The 26,995-nt window shown below is 44.0% G+C and carries 22 protein-coding genes; 13 read left to right on the top strand and 9 right to left on the bottom strand.

Features of this window, described 5'->3' with window-relative positions:
• Positions 1–494: 494 nt before the first annotated feature.
• The 6 genes from aceE to HMPREF2871_RS10750 all read left to right on the top strand — a co-directional run bounded on the left by aceE (position 495) and on the right by HMPREF2871_RS10750 (position 9,842).
• Entirely contained in the window at positions 495–3,158 is a 2,664-nt protein-coding gene (gene aceE, locus HMPREF2871_RS10775; protein WP_004520617.1) for a pyruvate dehydrogenase (acetyl-transferring), homodimeric type, read from the top strand.
• A gap of 137 nt (positions 3,159–3,295) precedes the next feature.
• A complete protein-coding gene (gene aceF / locus HMPREF2871_RS10770) occupies positions 3,296–4,894 on the top strand; it encodes a dihydrolipoyllysine-residue acetyltransferase (RefSeq protein WP_049344806.1) in 1,599 nt (532 codons plus the stop codon).
• A 77-nt stretch (positions 4,895–4,971) separates the two neighbouring features.
• Complete coding sequence (lpdA, locus tag HMPREF2871_RS10765; protein WP_049344805.1) at positions 4,972–6,756, top strand: dihydrolipoyl dehydrogenase; 1,785 nt, start codon at positions 4,972–4,974, stop codon at positions 6,754–6,756.
• 89 nt (positions 6,757–6,845) lie between these two features.
• Positions 6,846–7,184, top strand: a complete 339-nt coding sequence (locus HMPREF2871_RS10760; protein WP_003683576.1) for a P-II family nitrogen regulator — start codon at positions 6,846–6,848, stop codon at positions 7,182–7,184.
• 405 nt (positions 7,185–7,589) lie between these two features.
• Positions 7,590–8,966: a UDP-N-acetylmuramate:L-alanyl-gamma-D-glutamyl-meso-diaminopimelate ligase gene (mpl, locus tag HMPREF2871_RS10755; RefSeq protein ID WP_049344804.1), complete on the top strand. Its 1,377-nt coding sequence runs from the start codon at positions 7,590–7,592 to the stop codon at positions 8,964–8,966.
• A gap of 222 nt (positions 8,967–9,188) precedes the next feature.
• Complete coding sequence (locus HMPREF2871_RS10750; RefSeq protein WP_049333815.1) at positions 9,189–9,842, top strand: DUF1287 domain-containing protein; 654 nt, start codon at positions 9,189–9,191, stop codon at positions 9,840–9,842.
• 112 nt (positions 9,843–9,954) lie between these two features.
• Here HMPREF2871_RS10750 and HMPREF2871_RS11630 read toward each other — a convergent pair whose 3' ends face one another.
• From HMPREF2871_RS11630 to lon, 5 genes are all read right to left on the bottom strand, one after another.
• A complete protein-coding gene (locus HMPREF2871_RS11630; RefSeq protein WP_003683546.1) occupies positions 9,955–10,083 on the bottom strand; it encodes a FeoB-associated Cys-rich membrane protein in 129 nt (42 codons plus the stop codon).
• Positions 10,080–11,948, bottom strand: coding sequence for a ferrous iron transporter B (locus tag HMPREF2871_RS10745; RefSeq protein WP_049344803.1), 1,869 nt, complete (start codon positions 11,946–11,948; stop codon positions 10,080–10,082). The genes HMPREF2871_RS11630 and HMPREF2871_RS10745 overlap by 4 nt, the downstream gene beginning before the upstream one ends.
• A 27-nt stretch (positions 11,949–11,975) precedes the next feature.
• The gene (locus tag HMPREF2871_RS10740) at positions 11,976–12,245 is read right to left on the bottom strand and encodes a FeoA family protein (RefSeq protein ID WP_049344802.1); all 270 of its coding nucleotides are present in this window, start codon (positions 12,243–12,245) and stop codon (positions 11,976–11,978) included.
• A gap of 349 nt (positions 12,246–12,594) precedes the next feature.
• Complete coding sequence (locus tag HMPREF2871_RS10735; RefSeq protein WP_003683413.1) at positions 12,595–12,864, bottom strand: HU family DNA-binding protein; 270 nt, start codon at positions 12,862–12,864, stop codon at positions 12,595–12,597.
• Between the two features lie 185 nt (positions 12,865–13,049).
• Entirely contained in the window at positions 13,050–15,509 is a 2,460-nt protein-coding gene (gene lon / locus HMPREF2871_RS10730; protein WP_049344801.1) for an endopeptidase La, read from the bottom strand.
• Positions 15,510–15,723: 214 nt separating this feature from the next.
• Here lon and HMPREF2871_RS10725 point away from each other — a divergent pair, with 214 nt between their 5' ends.
• The 7 genes from HMPREF2871_RS10725 (at position 15,724) to HMPREF2871_RS10690 (ending at position 22,334) form a co-directional block, all read left to right on the top strand.
• Positions 15,724–15,999 (top strand): HP0495 family protein, encoded by a 276-nt coding sequence (locus tag HMPREF2871_RS10725; protein ID WP_049344800.1) that lies wholly within the window; start codon positions 15,724–15,726, stop codon positions 15,997–15,999.
• The gene (gene lipB / locus HMPREF2871_RS10720; RefSeq protein ID WP_049344799.1) at positions 15,999–16,601 is read left to right on the top strand and encodes a lipoyl(octanoyl) transferase LipB; all 603 of its coding nucleotides are present in this window, start codon (positions 15,999–16,001) and stop codon (positions 16,599–16,601) included. The genes HMPREF2871_RS10725 and lipB overlap by 1 nt, the downstream gene beginning before the upstream one ends.
• A 129-nt stretch (positions 16,602–16,730) precedes the next feature.
• Positions 16,731–17,714 carry a lipoyl synthase gene (gene lipA / locus HMPREF2871_RS10715; RefSeq protein ID WP_003683323.1) on the top strand — a complete coding sequence of 328 codons (984 nt, stop codon included), beginning with the start codon at positions 16,731–16,733 and terminating at the stop codon, positions 17,712–17,714.
• A gap of 93 nt (positions 17,715–17,807) precedes the next feature.
• The gene (locus tag HMPREF2871_RS10710) at positions 17,808–19,565 is read left to right on the top strand and encodes a hypothetical protein (protein ID WP_049344797.1); all 1,758 of its coding nucleotides are present in this window, start codon (positions 17,808–17,810) and stop codon (positions 19,563–19,565) included.
• An 82-nt stretch (positions 19,566–19,647) separates the two neighbouring features.
• Positions 19,648–19,863, top strand: a complete 216-nt coding sequence (locus HMPREF2871_RS10705; RefSeq protein ID WP_049344796.1) for a hypothetical protein — start codon at positions 19,648–19,650, stop codon at positions 19,861–19,863.
• The gene (locus HMPREF2871_RS10700) at positions 19,860–20,414 is read left to right on the top strand and encodes an ABC-three component system protein (RefSeq protein WP_049344795.1); all 555 of its coding nucleotides are present in this window, start codon (positions 19,860–19,862) and stop codon (positions 20,412–20,414) included. The genes HMPREF2871_RS10705 and HMPREF2871_RS10700 overlap by 4 nt, the downstream gene beginning before the upstream one ends.
• Before the next feature lie 204 nt (positions 20,415–20,618).
• Positions 20,619–22,334, top strand: a complete 1,716-nt coding sequence (locus tag HMPREF2871_RS10690) for a DUF2326 domain-containing protein (RefSeq protein ID WP_009311764.1) — start codon at positions 20,619–20,621, stop codon at positions 22,332–22,334.
• A 93-nt stretch (positions 22,335–22,427) separates the two neighbouring features.
• On the opposite strand, the gene HMPREF2871_RS11625 is transcribed toward HMPREF2871_RS10690, so the two are convergent.
• From HMPREF2871_RS11625 to HMPREF2871_RS10670, 4 genes are read right to left on the bottom strand one after another with little or no spacing between them, the layout of a single operon-like run.
• Positions 22,428–23,441: a TniQ family protein gene (locus tag HMPREF2871_RS11625; protein WP_009311765.1), complete on the bottom strand. Its 1,014-nt coding sequence runs from the start codon at positions 23,439–23,441 to the stop codon at positions 22,428–22,430.
• On the bottom strand, positions 23,438–24,331 hold the full coding sequence (locus HMPREF2871_RS10680; protein WP_009311766.1) for a TniB family NTP-binding protein: 894 nt from the start codon (positions 24,329–24,331) through the stop codon (positions 23,438–23,440). Before HMPREF2871_RS10680 ends, HMPREF2871_RS11625 begins: the two co-directional genes overlap by 4 nt.
• A complete protein-coding gene (locus tag HMPREF2871_RS10675; protein WP_009311767.1) occupies positions 24,328–26,190 on the bottom strand; it encodes a Mu transposase C-terminal domain-containing protein in 1,863 nt (620 codons plus the stop codon). Before HMPREF2871_RS10675 ends, HMPREF2871_RS10680 begins: the two co-directional genes overlap by 4 nt.
• Positions 26,187–26,834 (bottom strand): heteromeric transposase endonuclease subunit TnsA, encoded by a 648-nt coding sequence (locus HMPREF2871_RS10670; protein WP_049344793.1) that lies wholly within the window; start codon positions 26,832–26,834, stop codon positions 26,187–26,189. The genes HMPREF2871_RS10675 and HMPREF2871_RS10670 overlap by 4 nt, the downstream gene beginning before the upstream one ends.
• Between the last annotated feature and the right edge of the window lie 161 nt (positions 26,835–26,995).

Below are 26,995 nucleotides of genomic sequence, written 5' to 3'. Positions count from 1 at the left end.
ATCTCTTTAAAGTCTTCAGACGGCCTATTCTCTTTGTAAAGAATCAGATAATCTAAATTTTCTCTTTCAAACCCTAAATCCAATATAAACTTTCAATTTAAAACGAAATTTGAAAAATATTTTTCGTATTCGAATCCATTTACTCAAATATCTGATGCTTTTTTACTGTATCCACTCAATATCCCGATTTAAAAACAAGCTCCATAACTCTTTTAAAAAATCTTATTTTAACCTTTACATCCTATCAATATCTACAGCATGATTTGCCAGTTTGCCCAATTACTGATAGCATTTGCAGGTTGGCCGGTTCGCAAAAAGTTCTATTCTTTCTGATTTTTCATCAACGGTTATAACGTATTGAAAACATTTCAGTAATTAAGACTTTTTCGAATTTGACTCTAGGAATTTTCGTTTTTAACTCATATATGTTCACAAACGAAAATATCGGAGTAATACTCCGTCATTGAAAAACACTCAACACAAGGATAGATATTATGTCCACCCAATTACACGATGTTGACCCAATTGAAACCAAAGAATGGTTAGACGCGTTAAGCTCTGTTTTAGAATATGAAGGCAGCGAACGCGCCCAGTATCTGCTGGAAAGTTTGGTCAAATACAGCCGTGACAAAGGCATCCGTATGCCCCATGGCACCACTACTCCATACTTGAACACCGTTTCCGTTGAAGACGAAAAAGGCATCCCTGGCGACCAAAACATCGAACACCGTATCCGTGCATTCGTTCGTTGGAACGCTGCCGCTATCGTTTTGCGCGCAGGTAAAAAAGATTTGGAATTGGGTGGACACATTGCATCTTTCCAATCAGCCGCCACTATGTACGAAGTCGGCTTCAACCACTTCTGGAAAGCTAAAGGTGAAGGCGAAGAAGGCGATTTGGTATTCTTCCAAGGCCACGTTGCCCCTGGTATCTACGCACGCGCTTTCGTTGAAGGCCGTCTGACTGAAGACCAATTGAACAACTTCCGTCAAGAAGTTGCCGGTCATGGTCTGCCTTCCTATCCTCACCCTCACCTGTTGCCTGACTTCTGGCAATTCCCAACCGTATCTATGGGTCTTGGCCCATTGATGGCGATTTACCAAGCCCGTTTCCTGAAATACTTGGAATCTCGCGGCCTAGCTAAAACCAAAGGCCGTAAAGTATGGGTATTCTGTGGCGACGGCGAAATGGATGAACCTGAAAGCCAAGGTGCTATTGCTCTGGCTTCACGCGAAGGCTTGGATAACCTGGTATTCGTCATCAACTGTAACCTGCAACGTTTGGACGGTCCAGTACGCGGTAACGGCAAAATCATTCAAGAGCTGGAAGGCAACTTTGCCGGCGCCGGCTGGAATGTTGTGAAAGTCATCTGGGGTCGTCGTTGGGACCGCCTCTTGGCAAAAGACAAAGATGGCATCCTGCGCAAACGTATGGAAGAGTGCCTGGACGGTGACTACCAAACTTACAAATCCAAAGACGGTGCATACGTTCGCGAACACTTCTTCAATACGCCTGAACTGAAAGCATTGGTCGCCGATATGACTGATGAACAAATTTGGGCATTGAACCGCGGTGGTCACGACCCTCAAAAAGTGTACAACGCTTACGACCGCGCAGTGAACCACGCCGACGGCAAACCTACTGTCATTTTGGCTAAAACCATTAAAGGTTACGGCATGGGTGCATCCGGCGAAGGTCAAAACGTTGCTCACCAAGCCAAGAAAATGGACAAAGCTTCTCTGAAACAATTCCGTGATCGCTTTGACATTCCTGTTACCGACGAGCAAATCGACAGTGGCAACCTGCCTTACCTGACTTTTGCTCCCGACAGCGAAGAATACAAATACCTGCATGCACGCCGTGAAGCTTTGGGTGGCTACCTGCCTCAACGCAAACCTACCCAAGAAGTTCTGGAAGTGCCTGAACTGTCAGCATTTGAGACTCAACTGAAATCCAGCGGTGACCGTGAATTCTCAACCACCATGGCTTTCGTCCGCATCCTGTCTACTTTGTTGAAAGACAAAAAAATCGGCAAACGCGTGGTGCCTATCGTTCCAGATGAAAGCCGTACGTTCGGTATGGAAGGTATGTTCCGTCAATACGGTATTTGGAACCCTAAAGGCCAACAATACACTCCTCAAGATAAAGACCAACTGATGTTCTATAAAGAATCTGTTGACGGTCAAATCTTGCAAGAAGGTATTAACGAACCAGGTGCTATGGCTGACTGGATTGCTGCTGCGACCAGCTACGCAAACAACGACTTTGCCATGATTCCTTTCTACATCTACTACTCTATGTTCGGTTTCCAACGCGTCGGCGACTTGGCATGGGCAGCAGGCGATATGCATGCACGCGGTTTCCTGCTGGGTGGTACAGCCGGCCGTACAACACTGAATGGCGAAGGTTTGCAACATGAAGACGGCCACAGCCACATTCAAGCAGATTTGATTCCAAACTGTGTAACTTACGATCCGACATTCCAATATGAAGTAGCCGTTATCGTACACGATGGCTTGCGCCGTATGTATGTTAACCACGAAGACGTGTTCTACTACATCACCCTGATGAATGAAAACTATACCCATCCGGACATGCCTGAAGGCGTAGAACAAGACATCCTGAAAGGTATGTACTTGCTGAAAGCCGGCGGCAAAGGCGATAAAAAAGTCCAATTGATGGGTTCCGGTACCATCCTGCAAGAAGTCATTGCCGGTGCCGAATTGTTGAAAGCCGACTTCGGCGTAGAAGCAGACATCTGGTCTTGCCCATCATTCAACCAGCTGCACCGCGATGCCATCGAAGTGGAACGCTTCAATCGTCTGAACCCATTGGAAACTGCAAAAGTACCGTTTGTTACTTCTCAACTGCAAGGTCATGACGGTCCGGTTATTGCCGCTACCGACTACATCCGCAGCTATGCTGACCGTATCCGTGCCTACATCCCTAACGACTACCACGTCTTGGGTACCGATGGCTTCGGTCGTTCCGACAGCCGTGCCAACCTGCGCAGCTTCTTCGAAGTTGACCGCTACAACGTTGCCGTTGCTGCATTGAGCGCTCTGGCCGAACAGGGCAAAGTCAGCAAAGAAACCGTTCAACAAGCCATTGAAAAATATGGTATTAAAGCCGATGCAGCTCCTAGCTGGAAACGCTAATTGATGTTTCAGACGGCCTGTTAACATTAGGCCGTCTGAAAACCAAATGTTTGAATGGTTTGAACAGACAAACTGTACCGATGCCGTGTGAAACAGTTTTCAGACGGCATCAAACTGAAAATATTAAAGGAACTCAAATGAGTATCGTAGAAATCAAAGTCCCTGATATCGGCGGTCATGAAAACGTCGACATCATCGCTGTAGAAGTTAAAGCAGGCGACACCATTGCCGTTGACGACACCCTGATTACTTTAGAAACCGACAAAGCCACTATGGACGTACCTGCCGATGCAGCCGGTGTCGTGAAAGAAGTTAAAGTTAAAGTTGGCGATAAAATCTCTGAAGGCGGCGTTATTCTGACCGTTGAAACCGATGCCGCCGCTGCCGATGCAGCCCCGGCTCCTGCAGCTCCCGCTGCCGCTCCTGCCGCAGCCCCTGCTTGCGGGGCAACTGTAAAAGTTGTTGTCCCGGATATTGGCGGTCATACAGATGTAGACATTATTGCCGTTGAAATTAAAGTTGGCGACACTGTTGCCGTTGACGACACTCTGATTACTCTGGAAACCGACAAAGCCACTATGGACGTACCATGTACAGAAGCCGGTGTTGTTAAAGCCGTATTTGTAAAAGTTGGCGACAAAGTATCTGAAGGTTCTGCCATTATCGAAGTAGAAACCGCCGGTTCCGCCGCAGCTGCTCCTGCTCCTGCCGCTCAAGCTGCCGCACCTGCACCAGCCGCTGCTCCGGCTCCTGCTGCTCCCGCACCAGCCGCTACGCCTGCTCCAGCTGCACCTGCAGCTGCCAAAATTGACGAAGCTGCTTTTGCCAAAGCCCATGCAGGTCCTTCCGCACGTAAACTGGCGCGCGAATTGGGTGTAGATTTGGGTCAAGTTAAAGGTACCGGTCTGAAAGGCCGTATCATGGGCGAAGACGTTAAAGCCTTCGTTAAATCCGTTATGCAAAGCGGTGCAGGCAAACCTGCCGCTGCCTCTTTGGGCGGTGGTCTGGACTTGTTGCCATGGCCTAAAGTTGACTTCTCTAAATTCGGCAGCGTCGAAGTTAAAGAACTGTCTCGCATTAAGAAAATCTCTGGTCAAAACCTGTCTCGCAACTGGGTTGTGATTCCTCACGTTACCGTACACGAGGAAGCGGATATGACCGAATTGGAAGAATTCCGCAAACAGCTGAACAAAGAATGGGAACGCGAAGGCGTGAAACTGTCTCCATTGGCCTTCATCATTAAAGCCTCTGTTGCTGCACTGAAAGCCTTCCCTGAATTCAACGCCTCTTTGGATGGCGACAACTTGGTGCTGAAAAACTACTTCAACATCGGTTTCGCAGCAGACACGCCAAACGGCTTGGTTGTTCCAGTAATCAAAGACGTGGATCAAAAAGGCTTGAAACAAATCAGCCAAGAGCTGACCGAATTGTCTAAAAAAGCCCGCGAAGGCAAGCTCAAACCACAAGAAATGCAAGGCGCATGCTTTACCATTTCCAGCTTGGGCGGTATCGGCGGTACAGGCTTCACGCCAATCGTGAATGCTCCTGAAGTTGCCATCTTGGGCGTGTGCAAATCCCAAATTAAACCGGTTTGGAACGGCAAAGAATTCGCTCCTCGCCTGATGTGCCCATTGAGCCTGTCCTTCGACCACCGCGTCATCGACGGTGCCGCCGGTATGCGCTTTACCGTATTCCTGGCTAACCTGTTGAAAGACTTCCGCCGCATTACTCTGTAATCCGAGCATTTTCAGACGGCCTTTTTACTCAGGCCGTCTGAAAAAAGAAGTCCGAACATCATTCAGAAAGATTAGACATGAGCTTAGTTGAATTAAAAGTGCCCGACATTGGCGGTCACGAAAACGTAGATATTATTGCGGTTGAAGTAAATGTAGGCGACACCATTGCTGTGGACGATACCCTGATTACTTTGGAAACCGATAAAGCCACTATGGACGTACCTGCCGAAGTTGCAGGTGTCGTTAAAGAAGTTAAAGTTAAAGTCGGCGATAAAATCTCCGAAGGCGGCTTGATTGCAGTCGTTGAAGCCGAAGGTGCGGCTGCCGCTCCTAAAGCCGAAGCACCAGCTGCTCCTGCGCAAGAAGCACCTAAAGCAGCCGCTCCTGCTCCTCAAGCTGCTCAATTCGGCGGTTCTGCCGATGCCGAATACGACGTAGTTGTATTGGGTGGCGGCCCTGGCGGTTATTCTGCTGCATTTGCCGCTGCTGACGAAGGCTTGAAAGTTGCCATCGTCGAGCGTTACAAAACTTTGGGCGGCGTTTGCTTGAACGTTGGCTGTATCCCTTCCAAAGCCCTGTTGCACAATGCTGCCGTTATCGATGAAGTGCGTCACTTGGCTGCCAACGGTATCAAATACCCAGAGCCTGAACTCGATATCGACATGCTGCGTGCTTACAAAGACGGCGTGGTTTCCCGTTTGACTACCGGTTTGGCAGGCATGGCCAAAGGCCGTAAAGTAGACGTTATCCAAGGCGACGGCCAATTCTTAGATCCGCACCACTTGGAAGTGTCGCTGACTACCGGCGACGTGTACGAGCAAGCGACTCCTACCGGCGAGAAAAAAATCGTTGCCTTCAAAAACTGTATCATTGCAGCAGGTAGCCGCGTAACCAAACTGCCTTTCATTCCTGAAGATCCACGCATCATCGATTCCAGCGGTGCACTGGCTCTGAAAGAAGTACCAGGCAAACTGTTGATCATCGGCGGTGGTATTATCGGTCTCGAAATGGGTACGGTTTACAGCACTTTGGGGTCTCGCCTGGATGTTGTTGAAATGATGGACGGCCTGATGCAAGGCGCAGACCGCGACTTGGTTAAAGTATGGCAAAAACAAAACGAATACCGTTTTGACAACATCATGATCAACACCAAAACTGTTGCTGTTGAGCCTAAAGAAGACGGCGTTTACGTTACTTTTGAAGGTGCAAATGCGCCTAAAGAGCCACAACGTTACGATGCCGTATTGGTGGCTGCCGGTCGTGCACCTAACGGCAAACTGATCAGCGCTGAAAAAGCAGGTGTTGCCGTAACCGACCGCGGCTTTATCGAAGTGGACAAACAAATGCGCACCAATGTGCCGCACATCTACGCTATCGGCGATATCGTCGGTCAACCGATGTTGGCACACAAAGCCGTTCACGAAGGCCACGTTGCCGCTGAAAACTGTGCCGGCCACAAAGCCTACTTCGACGCGCGCGTTATTCCGGGCGTTGCCTACACTTCTCCTGAGGTGGCATGGGTTGGCGAAACCGAGTTGTCTGCCAAAGCCTCCGGCCGCAAAATCACCAAAGCCAACTTCCCATGGGCTGCTTCCGGCCGTGCGATTGCCAACGGTTGCGACAATGGTTTCACCAAGCTGATTTTTGATGCTGAAACCGGCCGCATCATCGGCGGCGGTATCGTTGGTCCTAACGGTGGCGATATGATCGGCGAAGTCTGCTTGGCGATTGAAATGGGCTGTGATGCAGCCGATATCGGTAAAACCATCCACCCACACCCAACCCTGGGCGAATCCATCGGTATGGCTGCGGAAGTGGCATTGGGCGTATGTACCGACCTGCCTGCTCAGAAAAAGAAATAAGTTCACTCAAATAAAATTTGAACGAACTTGATGGAACAAAGGCCGTCTGAATGTTTCAGACGGCCTTTTCGCAAATAAGGAGACTCAATATGAAAAAAATCGAAGCCATTATCAAACCTTTCAAACTCGACGATGTACGCGAAATCCTGACTGAAATCGGCATTACCGGCATGACTGTCAGCGAAGTCAAAGGTTTCGGCCGCCAAAAAGGCCATACGGAAATTTATCGCGGCGCGGAATACGCAGTCGATTTTCTTCCTAAAGTGAAAATCGAATTGGTATTGGCTGACGATAAAGTCGATCAAGCTGTTGATGCCATCTTGGAAACCGCGCATTCTGGCAAAATCGGTGACGGTAAAATCTTTATTTATCCGGTTGAAGAAGCTATCCGTATCCGTACCGGTGAACGCTCGGAAGCAGCGCTTTAATAGAAATCGCAAAATACAGAATACAAATGCCGTCTGAAAATAAGTCGTAGCGTGGTTTGCTCAGGACTTATTTTTCAAACGGCATTAATTGAATCCCCCCCCATTCTCTAAAGTCTATCCAAGTAAACCTATTATCGAAAACTTCACGCTATCAAGCATGGAGGAGTTCGAGGCAATGCTTCACCTGACCTTCGTGAACGACTTTACCGTATCAAATAACTCTTTCCAAAGCAGGGCTAACCCCAATCCCATACTTGCAAAACCTCAACGCCCTCCTTTTAAAATCAATTCTTCGCATTTTTTCCTATTCTTGTTGTTGCCTAACTTTTCAGACGACCCCTTTCTTTATCCAAACTCCGTTATAATGACGGCTTTAAAATTAATTTATCCAAAGACAGTCTTATCATGAAACACATCCACATTATCGGTATCGGCGGCACATTTATGGGCGGCGTAGCGGCTATTGCCAAAGAAGCAGGTTTTAAAGTCAGCGGTTGCGACGCAAAGATGTATCCGCCGATGAGCACCCAGCTTGAAGCCTTGGGCATAGACGTACATGAAGGTTTTGATGCCGCTCAATTGGACGAATTTAAAGCCGATATTTACGTTATCGGTAATGTTGCCAAACGCGGCATGGATGTGATTGAAGCCATTTTGAATAAAGGCCTGCCTTACATTTCCGGCCCGCAATGGCTTGCTGAAAACGTATTACACCATCATTGGGTACTCGGTGTAGCCGGCACACACGGCAAAACGACTACCGCCTCCATGCTCGCCTGGGTCTTGGAATATGCCGGTCTCGCTCCGGGCTTCCTGATTGGTGGCGTACCGGAAAACTTCAGCGTTTCCGCCCGTCTGCCACAACCCCCGCGCCAAGACCCTAACTCAAAATCCCCATTCTTCGTTATCGAAGCCGACGAATACGATACTGCCTTTTTTGACAAACGCTCCAAATTCGTACACTACCGTCCGCGTACCGCCATTTTGAACAATCTTGAATTCGACCACGCCGACATTTTTGCCGATTTGGGCGCCATTCAAACCCAATTCCATCATTTGGTACGCACCGTGCCGTCTGAAGGCCTCATCGTCTGCAACGGCCAACAGCAAAGCCTGCAAGATACTCTGGATAAAGGCTGCTGGACGCCCGTAGAAAAATTTGGTACCGAACAAGGCTGGCAGGTTGGTACCGTCCATGCCGACGGCTCGTTCGACGTACGTCATCACGGCGAAACAGTCGGACACGTCGCGTGGGAACTGATGGGCGAACACAACCGTATGAACGCCCTCGCCGTTATCTCCGCTGCACGTCATGCCGGCGTCGATATTCAGACGGCCTGCGAAGCTTTAAGTGCATTTAAAAACGTCAAACGCCGTATGGAAATCAAAGGCACGGTAAACGGCATCACTGTTTACGATGACTTTGCCCACCACCCGACCGCCATCGAAACCACTATCGAAGGTCTGCGCCAGCACGTCGGTAACGCACGCATCCTCGCCGTCCTCGAGCCACGTTCTAACACTATGAAACTCGGTACCATGAAAGCCGCCCTGCCCGCAAGCTTAAACAATGCCGACCAAGTGTTCTGCTACGCCGGTGGCGTGGACTGGGACGTCGCCGAAGCCCTCGCGCCTTTAGGTGACAAACTGCACGTAGGCAAAGACTTCGATGCCTTTGTTGCCGAAATTGTGAAAAATGCCGAAGCAGGCGATCATATTTTGGTCATGAGCAACGGCGGTTTCGGTGGAATACACGGGAAGCTGTTAGAAGCATTGAAATAGCCTTCTCCAATAACTAAGGCCGTCTGAAAAGTTTTCAGACGGCCTTTTATCATATGCCAATTTAAAATCTATATTTACAAAAAATGTTTTGGTAATACCCAAATAACACTCATCTATTATTTGCCCGTACATACTTGCTCAAGACCATTTTTCCATTATGCATTGCCAACCCACTCAAAAATCTGATAATAATGCAGACAACATCTAAGCCGTGCATATATCATGAAACACAAAATAGCCTTTAAGCCCATAGTTCTCAGTATTGCGCTTTCTATCCTTCTGATTACAACAGTTGTATTTTTTGCTCGTCATCACAATTCTATCCTAAGTATTAATACCGATTTCCTACAACAAAAAATTACCGAACCCAAAGGACCATCACCGAAAATCGTACAATCTGCGCGCAACCAAATCGGCAAAACCCTTCGTTACGACCCAGCTTACACGAAGCTCACTTATCCGATGGGAGATGTGCCGATATCAAAAGGCGTTTGCACAGACGTCATTATCCGTGCCTTGCGCGACCAAAATATAGATTTGCAAGATCTTGTTCATCAAGACATGAGCCGCAACTTTTCCGTCTATCCGAAACGCTGGGGTTTGAAACAACCTGATACCAATATTGACCACCGCCGCGTACCTAACCTAATGACTTATTTCACGCGTCAAGGCTGGGCAGTTCAAGATACAAACTATCAAGCTGGCGATATTGTAACTTGGGAACTGAAAGGCAACCGTCCCCATATCGGTATCGTCTCCGATCGAAAAATCGGAGACAGGCCCCTGATTATCCATAATATCGGTTCAGGAACCCGTGAAGACGATGTCCTCTACCGCTACACCATTACCGGACATTTCAGACTTCCCGTTCAATAAATCCTGGTGCTAAGCTCTAAATACTAGTTTAGCATCTGAAAAGCCATAGAGCAATAAAAAAGGCCGTCTGAAACAGTTTCAGATGGCCTTTTACTTACCTAACCCTCTTTATTTAACCGCAACCACCACATTTGCCGCAGCCACTGCTGCAGTCGCGTTTTTTCGGTTTGAACACGAATTTTCGCAAGAGGAAGAATACGCAGGCGAGCATAATCAAGCCGACGATAATATATTGAGTCATGACGATAGTATCCTTGAAGAAATTTGGTAAACCACGAATGCGGCAAAATAAGCCATCAGGAACAAATAGCCTGTAATCATAAGCATATTTTTCGTGGATTTGGTTTCGCGTCTAATCACGGTCAAAGTCGCGGCACACATCGGAGCATACACATACCAAGCCAAGAAGGCAAAGGCGGTCGGCAAGCCCCAGTTGTTGTGTATGATGGGAATCAGTGCGTTTTGTACGGCATCTTCAGACGATGCGCTGACGGCATAAACGGTACCCAATGCGGCAACGACCACTTCGCGCGCGGCAATACCCGGAATCATGGCAATACACATTTCCCACGTAAAGCCCAAAGGTGCAAACAACGGCTGAATAGCATGACCAAGCGTACCTGCCAAGCTGTAATCGATGGCTGCACCGGTTGCGCCTTCAGGCGGTTGCGGCCAGCTTACCAAGCCCCACAGAACCACGGCCAACGCAAAAATGATGGTACCCGCGCGTTTCAGGAAGGCTTTTACCCTATCCCACAGGCTGGTCATGATGTGTTTGAAGTTAGGCGTACGGAAAGTCGGCAATTCCATCAAAAGTGGGAATTGTTGCACGTTGCCTTTCATACGCGCCAAGCGTTTCATGATATACGCTGCCAAGGCGGCAGACAGGATGCCTGCGAGATAGAGGATAAACAGTGTCAGCCCTTGCAGGTTGAAAATCCCGCCTACCGTGCGATTAGGAATGACGGCGGCGATAATCAGCGCGTACACGGGCAGCCGCGCGGAGCAGGTCAGCAACGGGGCGACGGCGATGGTAACAAGACGTTCGCGCGGGTCATTAATCGTACGCGCCGACATCACGGCGGGAACGGCACAGGCGAAACTCGACAGAAGCGGGATAAACGAGCGTCCTGACAGACCGCTTTTTGCCATGAGGTTGTCCAACAAGAACGCTGCGCGCGGCAGGTAGCCGGAGTCTTCTAAAAGCAGGATGAAGGCGAACAAAATCGTAATCTGAGGCAGGAACACCAACACGCTGCCCAAACCGGCAATGACGCCGTTGACGAGCAAGTCGCTGAGGATGCCCGGCTCCATGTTGGCGCCTATCCATTCGCCCAGCGCGGTAAAGCCGCCTTCGATGGCGTCCATAATCGGCGCCGCCCATGTGTAAACCGCTTGGAACACCATAAACAGGATGACCAGCAGCATAATCATGCCCCAGACGGGGTGCAGCACGATGTCGTCGAGTTTTTTGTGCCATGCGGGCAGCGTCATCTGGGTGCGTACCACTTGTGCCAAAATCGATTCGACTTCTTGATAAAGTTTGTCGCTATCCAGCGCATCGAGCGTGCGTTCGGCAGAGGCGGGGTTTGCGGGGAAAGAGCGTTTGCGCGGCAGCTTCGCCACGGCTTCGCGTACAGCCTGTACGCCCGACGCGCTTACTGCAACTGTTTCCAAAACAGGTGCATCCAACAACTCGCTCAGTTTGGCCGCGTCGATATTCAAGCCCCTTTTGCGGGCCACGTCGCTCAAATTCAGCGACACCACCATAGGCAGCCCCAGCGTTTTCAGTTCCAAAATCATGCGCAGGGTCATACGCAGGTTGGTCGCGTCGGCAACGGCAATAATGGCATCGGGCGGAATGCCCATCTTGCCTACCATTACATCTTTCGCCACCGCTTCGTCGGGGCTGGTCGTGCGTAGGCTGTATGTGCCCGGCAGGTCGATAATGCGGACGGCCTCGTCGTCGAGGAAGGCGCCCTCGCGCTTATCGACAGTTACGCCCGGATAATTGGCAACCTTGGCATGTGAGCCGGTCAAACCGTTGAACAAAACGGTTTTGCCGCAGTTTGGCGCGCCAATCAAGGCAAAATAGCTTAGTTCCATCATTTTTCCTTATTCTTTCAGACGGCCTTAAACGGCCTCAACGATACGACACATAATCTTCCCGGCCTCTTCCAAACGTAGGGAAAATTGAGATTGGTTACCCAAACGTACCGCAAACGGGCCTCTCCCAAAACCACCCACTGCAATCACTTGCAACGGCATTCCGCTGGAAAAACCCAAATCTGCAAGGCGACGGGTTACCAAGGTATCCAAATCACCAAAAACAGGATTGGAAACGATGGAATCAATATGTACGACTGCGCCTTTTTTCAGGCGCGACAAAGGAATGGTAGACATAAGCCTCTCTTTTCATTTGTTTTAAAAAATCAGATTATTAGAAATGTGAGAAGTATGACGAATGTGTGCACATTTGAAAGGTTGGTTATGAGTGGCTATTCGCTACTTCTTTCAATAAGTGCGGTTTGTTTTAAGTATTGTTATTTTCTTTGCTAATGATAAATCTTATTAATGTAAAAATCAAATGTAACAAGATAAACTAAAAAGGCTGAAATCCTTTTATCATTAGGATTTCAGCCTTTTTATACACTCAATAAACTAAAGGCCGTCTGAAAACTTTCAGACGGCCTTCAAAATAAAAAACCGAATCAAATCGGTTTTTTATTCCCATTCAGGGAAAGACTCTAAATTACAGAGCGTCTTTCAATGCTTTACCGGCACGGAATTTAGGAGTTTTAGCGGCAGCAATAGTCAAAGGCTCGCCAGTTTTAGGGTTGCGGCCTTGACGTTCGGCGCGTTCGCCGACGTAGAAAGTACCGAAACCGACCAGAGTAACAGTGTCGCCGTTTTTCAACGCGTTGGTTACGGCATTAGTAGTAGCATCCAAAGCTTTTTGCGCAGCAGATTTGGAAATGCCGGCTTCTTGAGCAATTGCTTCGATCAATTCAGACTTGTTCACAATTAGTCCCTTCCTATCGTAAAAAATGATGAAATGCCCGAATACTCGGGGCTTAAGCACTTTTAAAGCACATACGCACTTTATAGCAATTCTGAAATTATCATGTCAAGTAAAAGATGTGGAATTGCCCTATTTTTGTGGCATTCAGGGCAAAACCACATTTTTTGCAACATCAGACGGCCTACTTAATGCTTGGTTGCTTTTGTTCTTGACTTCGCCTTAGAAGTTTGCGGGGTCTCGGCAACCGCCAATTCAGCCGCCCATTGCTCAGGCTGAGTTTCCAAGCCCAAAGCCAACACTTCATCAATCCATTTGACCGGATGAATGGTCAGACCGGTTTTGACATTTTCAGGGATTTCTTCCAAATCTTTGACGTTGTCTTTTGGAATCAATACATGCTTGATCCCGCCGCGCAAAGCAGCCAGTAGTTTTTCCTTCAAACCGCCAATCGGCAAGACTTCGCCACGCAAAGTGATTTCGCCGGTCATCGCCACGTCTGCACGCACCGGAATTTTGGTAAAGGCAGAAACCATCGCCAAAGTCATGGCGATACCTGCACTCGGACCGTCTTTCGGCGTCGCACCTTCAGGTACATGGACGTGAATGTCTTTCTTCTCGTAAAAATCAGGAGCCAGACCCACTGATTCAGCACGTGAACGGACAACCGACCATGCGGCCGATACCGATTCTTTCATGACATCGCCCAGTTGGCCGGTACATTGAATCGTACCTTTGCCCGGCAAGGCAACCGCCTCAACGGTCAACAACTCGCCACCGACTTCGGTCCAAGCCAGACCGGTTACCTGACCGATGCGATTTTCGCTTTCGGCCACACCATAGTCGAAACGGCGCACGCCCAGATAGTCATGCAGATTTTTCTCAGTAACTTTAATCGCTTTAGGCTTGGCCTTGCTTACTGTTTTGGATTTGGACGCTTTTTTCTTGTCCTCATTCAAAGTAACCTGCATCACTACTTTGCGGCAGATTTTGGCAATTTCGCGATCCAACGAGCGGACACCGGCCTCGCGGGTGTAGTAACGGATAATATCGCGCACTGCACTCTCATCAACCACCAACTCGCCCTCTTTCACACCATTGCGCTTCATTTGTTTCGGCACAAGGTATTGCATGGCGATATTGATTTTTTCGTCTTCCGTATAACCGGACAGACGGATGATTTCCATACGGTCAAGCAGCGGAGTCGGGATATTTAAGCTGTTTGAAGTGGCAATAAACATCACATCGCTCAAATCATAATCGACTTCGGCATAGTGGTCGGCGAACTTGTTGTTTTGCTCAGGATCCAGCACTTCAAGCAATGCACTGGCCGGATCACCGCGGAAATCGCTGCCCATCTTGTCGATTTCATCCAGCAGGAACAATGGATTTTTCACACCCGCTTTCGCCATGTTTTGCAGGATTTTGCCCGGCATAGAGCCGATATAGGTACGGCGGTGGCCTCGGATTTCGCTTTCATCACGCACGCCGCCCAAGGCCATACGCACATATTGGCGACCTGTGGCTTTGGCAATCGACTCACCCAAGGAAGTTTTACCCACCCCCGGAGGACCAACCAGACACAAAATCGGGCCTTTGAGCTTGTCCATACGTTTTTGAACAGCCAAATATTCCAAAATGCGCTCTTTGACTTTTTCCAAACCATAGTGGTCGGCATTCAAAATCAAATCAGCCTTGGCAATATCTTTGCTGACACGGGATTTTTTCTTCCACGGCAGCTCAAGCAAAGTATCGATATAGTTGCGCACGACAGTAGATTCCGCAGACATCGGCGGCATCATTTTCAGTTTTTTCAATTCAGACAGACATTTTTCTTCAGCCTCTTTGCTCATGCCTGCTTCTTTGATTTTGTTTTCCAGCGCATCCAGCTCGTCGCGCTCGTCCTCTTCGCCCAACTCTTTCTGAATCGCTTTCACTTGCTCATTCAAGTAATACTCGCGTTGGGATTTTTCCATTTGACGTTTCACGCGGCCACGGATGCGTTTCTCAACCTGCATGATGTCGAGTTCGGCTTCCAACTGCGCCAGTAGAAATTCCAAACGGTCAACAATACCGGCAGTCTCCAGCACATATTGACGCTGCTCCAATTTCAGCTGCAAATGCGCGGCAATAGTATCGGCAAGACGGCTGTTGTCATCGATACTGCTGATGGTGCTGATAACTTCGGCAGGAATTTTTTTGTTCAACTTCGCATATTGCTCAAATTGAGTCAGCAGAGTACGGCGCAAGGCCTCAATTTCAGGATTGTCTTTGTCGCTATTCTCATCAATCGCCTCAACATGAGACAAAAACAATCCGCCTGTTTCATCAACCGTCAACGCACGCGCACGACGAATACCTTCTACCAATACTTTAACGGTACCGTCAGGCAGCTTCAAAACCTGCAAAACTTGGGCGACTGTACCGGTCTGGTGCAAATCTTCAGCTTTAGGGTCTTCTGTATTAGGGTCAAGCTGGGCCAACAGGAAAACCGGATCATCATTGGCCATTGCCGCCTCAAGGGCCGCAATCGATTTAGGACGACCGACGAACAGCGGCAATACCATATGCGGATACACCACGACATCGCGTAAAGGCAAGGTAGCCAGCGCACTGTATTCCTCAAAATATTTGTCTTTTATCGGCATAGTTAGAAATCTCAATCATTGTTAAATCAGAATGTAGCTCAAAATTGGGCTGAAGCGCTGCATTTCAAGACTTGAAAAACAGCTTATCCGCACCTATTTTCGAAAACATCATTTTTAATAGCCCGATATGGACGTTTACGATAAAATATATCGGATTTCGGGCCGTCTGAAAACTTTTCAGACGGCCCGAGCAAACCAAACAAGGCAGTAAACCATGACAGACTCAACTGAAAAAAAATCACTGATTGAATTCCCCTGCACTTTCCCCTTGAAAGTTATGGGCGCAGTTCATCCCGAATTTGAATCCGCCATTTTGGAAACCGTGCGCAAACACGCTCCCGATACCGAGCCGCACCACATTACTACGCGCCCAAGCAGCAAAGGCAACTACACCAGCGCAACCGTCAAAGTAAATGTCGATAACCAAGAGCAGCTCGACAATATCTACCGCGACCTGACTTCACACGAATTGGTAAAAGTGGTGCTGTAATGAAAATCGTGCACAAAGGCTTGGTCGATTACCTGCCGACTTTCGAAGCCATGAAGGCATTTAATGCCTCGCGTGACGAAAACACCGAAGACGAATTATGGGTGGTCGAGCATCCGCCCGTATTTACCCAAGGCTTGGCCGGAAAACCCGAACACCTCCTCATTCGCGACGATATTCCCGTTGTCCAAATTGACAGAGGCGGTCAAATTACCTATCACGGCCCCGGTCAACTGGTTGTCTATACGATGATCAATTTCAAACGCCGTAAAACCAGCGTCCGCCATATCGTTTCCGCACTTGAAAACAGCATCATCGCCACCTTGGCAGAATACGGCATCGAAGCAGCCGCAGATCCCAAACGTCCCGGCGTTTACGTCGGCGAGCGTAAAATCGCTTCCCTGGGCCTGCGTATCAAAGACGGCTCCGTTTACCACGGCTTGGCGCTTAATGTGAACATGGATTTAAGTCCGTTTACCCATATCAACCCCTGCGGTTATGCCGGTATGGAAATGACCCAAATTGCCGACTATGTCTCTCCGGCACCCAGTTTGGCAGAAGTTGCAGACAAACTGACCAAGCATTTACAAAAAGAGCTGGCATAAGGCCGTCTGAAAATATTCAGCCCCAACGCCATCTTTTAACTGCCCCTCTGAACCCACAAGCCCTTAGGTCATAAAGACTACGATAAGCTTTTCAGACGGCCTTTATAACGACAGAAAGAACACATCACCATGAGTGAAGAAGTAAAAAACGACCCCAAACGCGGCATCAAACTGAAAGGCGCAGATAAAACTGCACGCATTCCGATTAAAGTTGTTCCATTGGAACAAAAATTGAAAAAGCCCGAATGGATCCGCGCCAAATTACCGGGCAAGAAATTCTTTGAAATCAAAAACATTCTTCGCGAACAAAAAATGCATACCGTGTGCGAAGAAGCATCTTGTCCAAATATCAGCGAATGCTTTACCAAGGGTACGGCCACATTCATGATCATGGGCGATATTTGTACCCGCCGCTGCCCGTTCTGCGACGTTGGTCATGGCCGCCCCAATATGCTGGATCCTGACGAGCCTAAACACTTGGCCGAATCCGTTAAATCCATGAACCTGCGCTATGTCGTGATTACTTCCGTCGACCGTGACGACCTGCGTGATGGCGGCGCCCAACACTTCGCCGACTGCATCAAAGCCATCCGCGAAACCAGCCCGAATACCAAAATCGAAATCCTTGTTCCCGATTTCCGCGGCCGTTTGGACATCGCACTGGAAATCTTGGCAGAAACACCGCCCGACGTGATGAACCACAACTTAGAAACCCATCCAAGCCTGTATAAAAAAGCCCGTCCGGGTGCCAATTACCAACACTCCCTCGAGCTTCTGCGCCGTTACAAAGAAATGATGCCCCATATCCCGACAAAGTCCGGCATCATGGTCGGCTTGGGCGAAACAGACGAGGACGTACGCGAAATAATGCGCGATATGCGTGCCAACAATATCGAGATGATTACCATCGGCCAATATCTGCAACCTTCAGACGGCCACCTGCCCGTCCTACGCTATGTAACGCCTGACCAATTTAAAGTTTTTGAAAAAGAAGCATACGAATTGGGCTTTACTAATGCCGCGATCGGCGCAATGGTTCGCTCCAGCTACCACGCAGACGAACAAGCAGCCGAAGCTTTGCGTGAAACCCACGGCGGTTGCAGCCACCACTAAGGTTTAATGTGAATTCTGATGTGAATTCTGACGCTATTTGCGACTGAACTACGCTATTTGCGACTTTATAACGATAAGTTCGACTGGGCAAATATGGATCAACAACCAGTTATTGAAATTGCCGAATTCCCACATGATAATAAATTGTGGCGAATTGATAGGTTAGGGAAGATTTTTTCCCAATTGAAAAATAACAATAACCTGTTTATTGAAGTCTATTTACGCCCAGTTAACTTTCATGATAATTCTGTATATAACTTTGCTAGATTTGATAATTCTGGTAGAGAAATTCCAGAATATAATCAATTAAAAAAGATTCCTGTTAATATAGGCTTGCTTCCTATTTTAAGAGTTGGATCTCTTTGGATAAAAGGAAAACTTCAAAATAATAAAGCAGTTACAGATATAGTTACTCTTAAAAATATTGAAATAAATGCAAATACAGTAGAAATAATTAATAGCAATTACAAAATAAAATATTTAGATTCAAGCGGAAGAGAGCAAGAATGCAAACTATTGTTGCAGAAAAATTTTGCAACAGATGCAAAAGTACCTTTTTCTTGCTTAAAAATTCAAAATGAGAATTACAAAAATGGAATAATTATTCCAGTAATAGAAATTATCCGTTTTTATTATGCCTGTTCAACTAGACTAGCTCATTTAACATTTTCTAATCCAGAAGAAATTACAAAAATTTCATATGCGATAGATAATGAAACAGACAAGGTAGTCATTAAATTACCACAGCAATATACAGATCAAGAGGCCTTTATTTTAGCAAGAATATTGACTTCAGATATTGCTTTATCCGGATTCTTTCAGATTAAAAACTCCCTAATAAAAATAGGTTTTAACGAACAACCAACTACATTATTATCTACCAATTTCCCATTTATCAATTCAACTAATTTAGTGGTTCGCGGTATTAAAATTGTTGATAGATTCTTAGTTACGGAGATTTGTTCTTGTTCGGCTCCTTTTCCCGATATTTCTGTTGATAGGAATAATGACAACCGAAAGGGAGATAAGAAAACAGATATACCTGATGATGAAAAGAAAGAGTATCGAAGAGAGGGACGAACTTCCAGTCTCAAAGGAAACTCCATTATCCAAAATCAATATGAATCAGACACTTGCGTATCAACATTACAATTTGACTTAAACATAAATTGCTTTTCAGATTTGATCGGTAAAAAGATTGAAAAACCCAAAAAACCGTTTAATGAATACAAAGCACAGAAACTTGTTATAAATGAACAAATGAATGTAACCGGCTTAGGCGCGGATTTAGGTACATGGGGCCAAACTACAATTGCACCTGCGTCCATTAGCACATTTAATACCCAATCCGAAAAACACAATAGAGATGCCTTAGCTGCAACTTTTGAAAATTCCGTACGGGCTATCGAACATTTGAATGAAGAATATTCAAATATTCAAGCAGCTATCTATATGTCCAGCTCTCCGGCTTGTGAGTTTGTTCCATTAACTGATTCAACCCATAAAGCCCAATGGTCGTATCTTGTTTCCAAAACCAAAACAAGGCGTAAGGTATTATTAGGAAAAATTGATTATAAAGATAGGACATTTTGGTTGATTGAAATTCAAGCTCGGAAAAGTGAGCATTTCGTTACAGCAATTATTTATTTTGAGACAAATGACGAGATGAAGTATCTGGGTCAATTGTTATACGTCTTGGCAAAAAAACGAGGAATTTGGGATAAAATTCCCAAAAGAACTAGTTTGCAAATTACTACTCTAAAACATACGCATAAAGATATTGCGAGTTTTGCACGGAAAATTAGCGAAAAAGTTTTTGAATTTACGAATAATTTAGATTTTAAAAAATAAGTTTTCAGCCCCTAAAGCTGGTACATGTTTTAATGGGGTATTCAGTTTAGATTGTATTAAAAACTTTGAACTTGGAAAAAATATGGAACAATTTATTCAATGGATTAAATCAGATATAGGAGTAACAATTGCTTGGATAGTTGGTGTAGTTTTTCCCGTTATAGGTCTAATTGCAACGCTTTTTAAGTTCAAAAAGTCAAAACATGATAAAAAAAACAATATTATAAATCAATCTATTCAAGGCGATAATAATCAGCAAGCGGGGAAAAACATTATCAAACGAAAGGGTAAACCATGATTGGCGGAAAACATCAGCAAGATATAAGCGGAAATAATAATATACAAGCTGGTGGGGATGTTATTAATAACATTACTTACTATCAAAACACCGATGTAGATATTTTATCAGCGATTGAAAAGGTGCTGAGCGGAATATATAAAAACGCTCAAAATGGAGAAGAATTTACTCCAATAGATACAAAATCTTATACCATCGAAAATAAAATTAACTTTAATGAAATTTCTTATTTTGATCCATTAGAAGACTTCCAGGAGGGGTATCACTATGTTAAAAATCAAATCAAAATACTTTCTGAAGTAGATCCTGCATGTGAAACAAGCATTACCCAGCATATTAAACATTATTATCGTAAGATACGCCGCAAAAATACTAATTGTTCTGCAGATAAAATTATTGAAAAAGTCTGTTCCGAAATTGAAACTGCATTAATTGGAAAGAACACAAGACTTGCTCTAGAAGAACAAAAAGCTGTTGAATTTGTGGTATTCTATATATTTGCAGAATGCAAAATTTTTGACAAACCACCATCCGACTATGCTTCTCAATAGGACAGAACCCCAAAAAAGCCTTTACTCTGTAGGGGCTTATTTAATAGGTAAACTTCGTGAATCCACGGAGCCATTTTATGCTGTAGAAATGTTTGAAAAATACGGTAACCAGCTGAATGTCAGCTTTCCTCAATTCATGCTAACACTTGACTGGTTGTTTCTGGCAGGCTTAATTGATTCGAATGGTGATGGAAGATTAAAAAAATGTTTCTAAAAAAATTTACGCTAACTAGTGAAACAGGTAAGACCATTAGGGAAGTAACCTTCAAAAAAGGCATTAATATCATCTTAGGCAGTTCGGATGAAAACCAACAAAACTCTTCCAATAGTTTAGGTAAAACTACCCTAATTCGCTGTCTTGATTTTTGCTTGGCAGGTAAAGACGCAAAAGCTATTTACACCGATTCTGAATTTAAAACAGAAAACCGCCTAGTTGTTGATTTTCTCAAAAAAGAAAAACCTACATTCAAACTTACACTTTCACACTCTTTTGATGCATCCGATGAAATCATTATCGAACGTTGTCTTGATCTAACCGCTCGAAGCAAAATTACTAACTATATTGATGGCAAAAAATACAAGCACGAAGAGTTTGACCTAAAGCTGAAAGAGCTTTTGTTTAATTTTACCGACCCCAAACCTACTCTACGCCAATTACTTGGAAAATTTATCCGCCAGCGGGACAACCAAATTGATAAGATATTATATTTCAATGGAAGTTTTTGCAAAAATGTTGAATATGAAAAAATTCATCTGTTTTTATTCGGCTTTAATCAAACAAATCTGTTAAGTAAAAAATCCGAAGTAGAGAAGCAACAGCGAAGTATAGAAAATGCACTTTACGTATTGGAAAAGCGTAATAGCATTAGCTCATTGAAGCAACGAATCAATTTGATTGAAGGTGAACTTTATGATTTAGAAGCTCAGCGCAATGCTTTTAATATTTCCGATAAATATGACGAAGAAGCGGCGCAATTAGAGAATATTCAAATTCAATTAAACAAAAACGAACAATTACTGGCAGAACAACGTTTAAAACGGAACGGTGCAAACGAAAGAATTACGCGGTTAGAGCGTGACGCAGTATCTGCAAACGGTAGTACTTTGCAATATCTCTATGAGGAAGCAAATTTTTATAACGAAGAATTAGCAAAGACTTTTGATGAAGTAGTTAATTTTCATAATACTATGCTGAAAAACGAAATCGCTTTTCTTAAAAAAAGCATACAAAAAAGCGATACTCGTATTTCTGAGTTGGAAAACGAGCGTTCTTATTTGACTGACGAATATAATCGGCTACTTTATAAATTAGGACAAACTGGCTCATTACGTGAATACACTAAACTCAACGACAGGATTGCCACCAAATACAAAGAAAAGGGAGAAGCAGACGCATTATTAGAAGAGCTAAACCATTACATTGGAGAATCAAAAGAACTAAAGGAAAAATTAGATAATCTCGTAGAAGAAATGCATAGAAATACTGAACTACTAGATGAGAATTTGAAAATATTCAATTTCTACTTTTCCAAATATACCGAACAGTTAACCGGCCAAAAATACTTGTTGTCATTCAACCTAACTAAAGATACTAACATATTTAAATTTCAAATAGATGAGTTTAACCACAACCCAGGCTCAGGAGAAAAACAAGCAGTAGTAATGGCCTTTGATTTAGCTTATATGGCCTTTTGCAATGATAAAAACCTTAGAAGACCGTTATTTGCAACTCAAGATAAAATCGAAGTTGTTGATATTCAGAAGATTTCTGTATTATTCAACTTGGCAAATCAACAAAATGGCCAATTAATTATTCCTATTATTAACGATAAAATTAAAGATTATCCTGATTTGGAAAAAGATACAGTTTTATTTTTGACTTCTGAAGATAAATTCTTTCGTATTGATAATGCCAAATGATGCCCATAACCCACCTCTTTAGTAGGTTTTATTCTATCTTTCAGACAGCACGCTTAAAATTAGAGGCTAATCTACTTCGACCTCATCAAAAACTCATAACTTCCGATATAATTCCTTATAAATATTCCTATTCATTTGAGAAACAATTTGACGAAAATCATCAGGACAATCTCGGAAATCTTTCAGTAAATGGTTATATCGAATTACTTTATCATGCCATGCTTGGATTAAATTATTCGGATAATTTTGCAACAACCACATACAAGAATAAATCGTGCTGTGTCGTTCCACCAAACTGCGACTTTCCCAACTCAGTCGACGAGAACGTTCTAATTGAACTGGAGTCTGATGTATTTGCTTGCACAAATAAGAGTACAAATCCGGTGCAAGCTTCTTTGATGTAGTAATCGCCAAAAAGTGATGCAGAATTTTTAGTTGTTCTTTTTCAGATTGGTTAAAAAGATAATCAAGATTAGCAATTCGGTTTAACCAATTTTGCCATTGCAGCCTGATTTCATCATTAAAGAAAATAACATTCTCACAAGGACTGTTGCTCAAGTCATATTGACAATTCCAACAATATTTCAACTCTGTAAAGCGCTGCAAATTAGGTTTACCTAAATCTTGTCGGTGAAAAGCAACATATATACCACATTTAGGACAGCAATCATGCATCATGATTTGATGTATTGGACAAAATGTATATAGGGCTATGCGCCATGATTTTCGGAAATATGTTTCATTGTCAGTAGCTAGACATAGCGGGCAATAAACAATAGCATTATTATCGCGTTTACGGTGATTGGCTTTAAGGCTGTTTATCCACGTCAATTGTCCTGAAAAATTGTTTTTGTCAAATAATCGACCTTGTAGGCTATCTAATGTGGTTGTTTTGATTCGAATGGTTGAACAGCCTGTTTTTTCAGCCAATGTATTGACCAACCAGTCAGGAGTATGGCGATCTATATCCCTATTCCATATCTCATAATTAGGAAATAGCAAATGACAGAAGGTTTGTACTTTCAACCCGTTTGCATGTGCTAAGCGAACCAACCATGATGTAAACAATTCATCAGGATAAGGTTTCGGATGAGCGGGTAAAATCATCTGAGTTTATCCAATTGACGTTTACGTTGGCTTGGGCTAATCCAGTTGATTGAATTTAAGATTGTTTCGTTAATACATTCAGTTTGTTGTTGAATAGCGGCTACAGCAGCTTGTGTCAGCAAACGAGAAAGCTCTCCAATATATCCTTCACTCATGGCATATAACTTTGTAGCCAACGAAATTTCATGTAAATCCGACGGTTGACTAAGCGGCAGCATCCGTTCAAAGCTCATCAATAAACGCATAAAATCCTTATTTAATTCCCAACGAGGAAGCACCGCAGGTTCAAAACGGTTGGCCAACTGTGCATCAGTTTGAATGGCTCGATATGCGTCTTTAATACCTACACCTACAATCGGAATTTGTAATTCATTTCCTAAGTATTTAATTACATTTAAAAACGTTTTCTGCTTATTCAAACTCCCGGAAAGGATATGGTGGATTTCATCAATAATCAACATTTTAGTATTAACGTATTTGAGCAAATGAAGCACTTGGGCAAGTTTTTTATCTGTCCTGTCATGAGTTTTATAGGGGGCAAACAGTAAATCTAAAATAGCATTGTAAAAACGGCTTTCATCAGGTATAGGCGGTGCTTGAATAATCACTACTGGTGCGATAATACCATTTCCATGTGGATTATCATGGGTTGGATGTTGCCGCAAAAAATATTTAATCAACATGGTTTTACCGTTATTAGTATCACCAACCAACAACATATTAGGCATACGGTTTTGTTTCGGGAAACTTAGCAAATCTTCCAGTTTTACCAAAATCTGTTGAGCCTGCGGATAACCTATCCAACGTGGGGAACGTATGTATTCAATGCGCTCAATATCACTATACTTTAGTTGTTCTTCTGCTTTGGGAGAAAGGTGAGGATAATTCATGATAAATCGTCCAAATCTTCAAAAGGCTGAATATCATCAAACATATTTTCCTCATTTTCAGACGATATAATATTCCTCGAATCAATTTGAGGCATAGGTAAAGATGCTCGAGTACTTTGATCTAATTGGCGACGTTGTTGAGCGCGACGGATGGCTTTAGTCTTACCTTGAGCTTGCTGTTCCAATTCTCGCATTCGTCCGTATGCTGCAAAAATCATGTTCTCATCAATATTCTGTTTCTGCTCATTTTTTAATTGTCTCTGAATCTCTCGTAACTCCCAAATGCTGATAACCGGATTCGAACTGTTCCGATAAGGTATTGGAAAATACATCAATAAATCTGGGTCATAAAACCAAATCACGCTCAAATCACGTGGATCTATGCGAAAAATGAACTGGCGAGCCTGTCTAGGATTAGTCGGATTAGTTGCTGCAATCCACGGTCGTAAAACGTCATGCCAATAAGTGATTTTATGGATAACTACCCCATATTGCTGCACCGTTCGCATTTCAAACGGCATAAAGGTCAAGCGCAATAGTGTCTCATCAACCACTTTATCAGGTAATCCTGTTCCTAAAGAAACATCATCTCCTAATACACCTGATTTCCATTTGGCTAACGGTGAGATTCCCAATCCAGAATGAGTACGCTGATGATAAACATCACAAATAAATAGTGTTAACCACGTTTCAAATTCAGTTAGCGTTAATGCCGCCTTGCTTTCGGAAGCATAATCTTTTCTTTGTTGTGTATTTGCAAAAGTAGTACCAGTTAAACCGTGGACTTCATCCAAAATCGTACCCAGTAAACGCTCAATGTGTCCTCCGAAATGAGGACGTGCCACAGGCCTCCACTCAATTTCAATACCGTATTGTTTACACGCCTTTTCCAGCACTTTGCCACGGAATTCTTTTGCATTATCCAAATGAATTTTGCGTGGCAAACCCCACACGGGCCACCGCCCTTTCACTCCATGTTTTGCCAACCAGCTTTCTTTAGACAAAATACTATGTGCTAAACACAAACCTGTAGATAATGCACTTGGTGGATCGAATGACACATAAAATCCCGTAACCATTCGGCTGAACACATCAATCGCCAGCGTAATCCACGGCCTACCAATAGGCTTACGATATACATCATCGACTAAAATAATGTCTAACTTTGTATGATCTATTTGTACCACTGAAAGCGGATAATCGGCATTTGGAAAGCTACCTTGTAAAGGAGAAAATTTCATTTCTGCTGCTTTATGGCTTAGCCGTTTAGCAGTTTTAATTTGAGGCGCAATATTTTTGATTCGAGAACGAATGGTATTAGCATGAGGAGCTGGTAAATTTTGTTTATGGCAACGCCGTGTAATTTCTCTAATGATTTTCTGTATTGATTTACGTTGTGTGCTTAAATAATCCACTTCCAATACTTGCCTGATAAGCTGTTCTACATCATCAGAAAGCTGTGTTTTACCACTATCACTACGCTGCTTACGTGTTAAAGCAGTCAGAACGCCGCTTTCCTTATAACTTTTTAACCAGCGATAAACCGTACTGATATGTACACCGCATTCGGCAGCTCTCGCTTGAACATCAGATTTACTACGTTTTGGATTTCGGATAAGTGGCTCAATTACATCGAAATGTTGTTGAGCTAATTGCCATTTTTGCTCAGGAATACTATCTAAGTGGGTTAATTCAGCACTCTGGACTGTTGATAGATCCGCTAATTTTGCTTGGTAATCTGCACCGGTTACACTATCGCGTAACTGATATGTTTCTAAATCCAGGACTGCTGTAATTACACAGATTTTGTTTTGAAACAAAACCATTGCACCGACATTCACATTTAAAGTTGCTTTCATTTTTTAAACCATATAGCGGATTGCATAGTGAGTGGTTGATTTAAATCTGCGCCAATTTTTCGTTCTGCAATTAAGTACCACAATACAGGCAATAATTTTGCTTGATTGTATTCATCCTGAAAAGTCTGTTGAATAAGCTGTTTAGGTGTGGATTTTTTCAATTCGCGTAACGATTCATCCAATAAAGTCATATATGCTTCGCTATATTCGCCAGATAAGCCATTTTGTTGATATGGCAATAAAAAGCGTACATTGCATAAATAATCAGTATGAATCTCTAACTCTGTAATCAGTTTAAAATGCCAACCGTGTGATTTGCAAAAATGTAAGGCAGCCTGAAATTTAGGTTTGAGTTCACGCCAGTTTTTACGTAAATCGCTACGATATTTTACTTCGTAAATAATTACATCATTTTGATAATGAACCAAAACATCAGGGGTATAGATATGCTTCTTTCCTGTTGGGTCAAACCACTCAATCGCGATAGGCTGTACTTCGAAATGCTGTACATTAGAATCAAATTCCAGCAGAGTTAAAAAATCACGCTCCAAAGATGACTCATAAGCTGCAATGCCTACAGCTTTGTTAAATGGAGCAATGCCTGTAATATTTCGATAGTTTTTAGGAATTTTACGGATTGGCATAGTTTTATATGTGTAGTAGAAAAATGGTTAAAAGGAAGACAATCTTAATTAGTTAATACCCTTTATCAATAACCCAAACTCAATTAGCTTTCTTATAATTTAGTCTCAAATAACAATATTATTTTCAAATCTTAATGCAAAATTTTTGTTTTCAGTCGCAA

The organism is Neisseria sp. HMSC067G12 (assembly GCF_001812725.1).
GTDB lineage: Bacteria > Pseudomonadota > Gammaproteobacteria > Burkholderiales > Neisseriaceae > Neisseria > Neisseria perflava.
This window is presented reverse-complemented; position numbering and strand designations above follow the sequence as displayed.